Below are 2,500 nucleotides of genomic sequence, written 5' to 3' on the forward strand. Positions count from 1 at the left end.
GCGGTGGAGCATGTGGTTTAATTCGAAGCAACGCGAAGAACCTTACCAGGTCTTGACATCCTCTGACAATCCTAGAGATAGGACGTCCCCTTCGGGGGCAGAGTGACAGGTGGTGCATGGTTGTCGTCAGCTCGTGTCGTGAGATGTTGGGTTAAGTCCCGCAACGAGCGCAACCCTTGATCTTAGTTGCCAGCATTCAGTTGGGCACTCTAAGGTGACTGCCGGTGACAAACCGGAGGAAGGTGGGGATGACGTCAAATCATCATGCCCCTTATGACCTGGGCTACACACGTGCTACAATGGACAGAACAAAGGGCAGCGAAACCGCGAGGTTAAGCCAATCCCACAAATCTGTTCTCAGTTCGGATCGCAGTCTGCAACTCGACTGCGTGAAGCTGGAATCGCTAGTAATCGCGGATCAGCATGCCGCGGTGAATACGTTCCCGGGCCTTGTACACACCGCCCGTCACACCACGAGAGTTTGTAACACCCGAAGTCGGTGAGGTAACCTTTAAGGAGCCAGCCGCCGAAGGTGGGACAGATGATTGGGGTGAAGTCGTAACAAGGTAGCCGTATCGGAAGGTGCGGCTGGATCACCTCCTTTCTAAGGATTTTAACGGAATATAAGACCTTGGGTCTTATAAACAGAACGTTCCCTGTCTTGTTTAGTTTTGAAGGAACTTTGATTCTTTCATATGGTAGATGGGCCTGTAGCTCAGCTGGTTAGAGCGCACGCCTGATAAGCGTGAGGTCGGTGGTTCGAGTCCACTCAGGCCCACCATCTTTACCCAATACGGGGCCTTAGCTCAGCTGGGAGAGCGCCTGCTTTGCACGCAGGAGGTCAGCGGTTCGATCCCGCTAGGCTCCACCAACGTGTTCTTTGAAAACTAGATAACAGAAGTAATTCACATTCAATTAGTAATGCAAGATATCACGTAGTGATTCTTTTTAACGGTTAAGTTAGAAAGGGCGCACGGTGGATGCCTTGGCACTAGGAGCCGATGAAGGACGGGACGAACACCGATATGCTTCGGGGAGCTGTAAGCAAGCTTTGATCCGGAGATTTCCGAATGGGGAAACCCACCACTCGTAATGGAGTGGTATCCATATCTGAATACATAGGATATGAGAAGGCAGACCCGGGGAACTGAAACATCTAAGTACCCGGAGGAAGAGAAAGCAAATGCGATTCCCTGAGTAGCGGCGAGCGAAACGGAATCTAGCCCAAACCAAGAGGCTTGCCTCTTGGGGTTGTAGGACATTCTGTACGGAGTTACAAAGGAACGAGGTAGATGAAGAGGTCTGGAAAGGCCCGCCATAGGAGGTAACAGCCCTGTAGTCAAAACTTCGTTCTCTCCTGAGTGGATCCTGAGTACGGCGGAACACGTGAAATTCCGTCGGAATCCGGGAGGACCATCTCCCAAGGCTAAATACTCCCTAGTGACCGATAGTGAACCAGTACCGTGAGGGAAAGGTGAAAAGCACCCCGGAAGGGGAGTGAAAGAGATCCTGAAACCGTGTGCCTACAAGTAGTCAGAGCCCGTTAACGGGTGATGGCGTGCCTTTTGTAGAATGAACCGGCGAGTTACGATCCCGTGCAAGGTTAAGCAGAAGAGGCGGAGCCGCAGCGAAAGCGAGTCTGAATAGGGCGAATGAGTACGTGGTCGTAGACCCGAAACCAGGTGATCTACCCATGTCCAGGGTGAAGTTCAGGTAACACTGAATGGAGGCCCGAACCCACGCACGTTGAAAAGTGCGGGGATGAGGTGTGGGTAGCGGAGAAATTCCAATCGAACTTGGAGATAGCTGGTTCTCTCCGAAATAGCTTTAGGGCTAGCCTCAAGGTAAGAGTCTCGGAGGTAGAGCACTGATTGGACTAGGGGCCCCTACCGGGTTACCGAATTCAGTCAAACTCCGAATGCCGATGACTTATCCTTGGGAGTCAGACTGCGAGTGATAAGATCCGTAGTCGAAAGGGAAACAGCCCAGACCGCCAGCTAAGGTCCCAAAGTATACGTTAAGTGGAAAAGGATGTGGAGTTGCTTAGACAACCAGGATGTTGGCTTAGAAGCAGCCACCATTTAAAGAGTGCGTAATAGCTCACTGGTCGAGTGACTCTGCGCCGAAAATGTACCGGGGCTAAACGTATCACCGAAGCTGCGGACTGTTCTTCGAACAGTGGTAGGAGAGCGTTCTAAGGGCTGTGAAGCCAGACCGGAAGGACTGGTGGAGCGCTTAGAAGTGAGAATGCCGGTATGAGTAGCGAAAGAGGGGTGAGAATCCCCTCCACCGAATGCCTAAGGTTTCCTGAGGAAGGCTCGTCCGCTCAGGGTTAGTCAGGACCTAAGCCGAGGCCGACAGGCGTAGGCGATGGACAACAGGTTGATATTCCTGTACCACCTCTTTACCGTTTGAGCAATGGAGGGACGCAGAAGGATAGAAGAAGCGTGCGATTGGTTGTGCACGTCCAAGCAGTTAGGCTGATAAGTAGGCAAATCCG

2 tRNA genes and 2 rRNA genes (1 of these 4 cut by a window edge) are annotated in these 2,500 nt (G+C 52.1%); all 4 read left to right on the plus strand.

Annotated elements, in window-relative coordinates:
• Positions 1–604, plus strand: a 16S ribosomal RNA gene (locus ACFW9Z_RS35970); the annotation flags it as partial.
• Between the two features lie 100 nt (positions 605–704).
• Positions 705–781, plus strand: a tRNA-Ile gene (locus ACFW9Z_RS35975).
• A gap of 14 nt (positions 782–795) precedes the next feature.
• Positions 796–871, plus strand: a tRNA-Ala gene (locus ACFW9Z_RS35980).
• 82 nt (positions 872–953) lie between these two features.
• Positions 954–2,500 (plus strand): 23S ribosomal RNA (locus ACFW9Z_RS35985); its annotated part runs 1,263 nt beyond the window's last position; the annotation flags it as partial.

Source organism: Streptomyces sp. NPDC059452 (assembly GCF_042750035.1).
Taxonomy (GTDB): domain Bacteria; phylum Actinomycetota; class Actinomycetes; order Streptomycetales; family Streptomycetaceae; genus Streptomyces.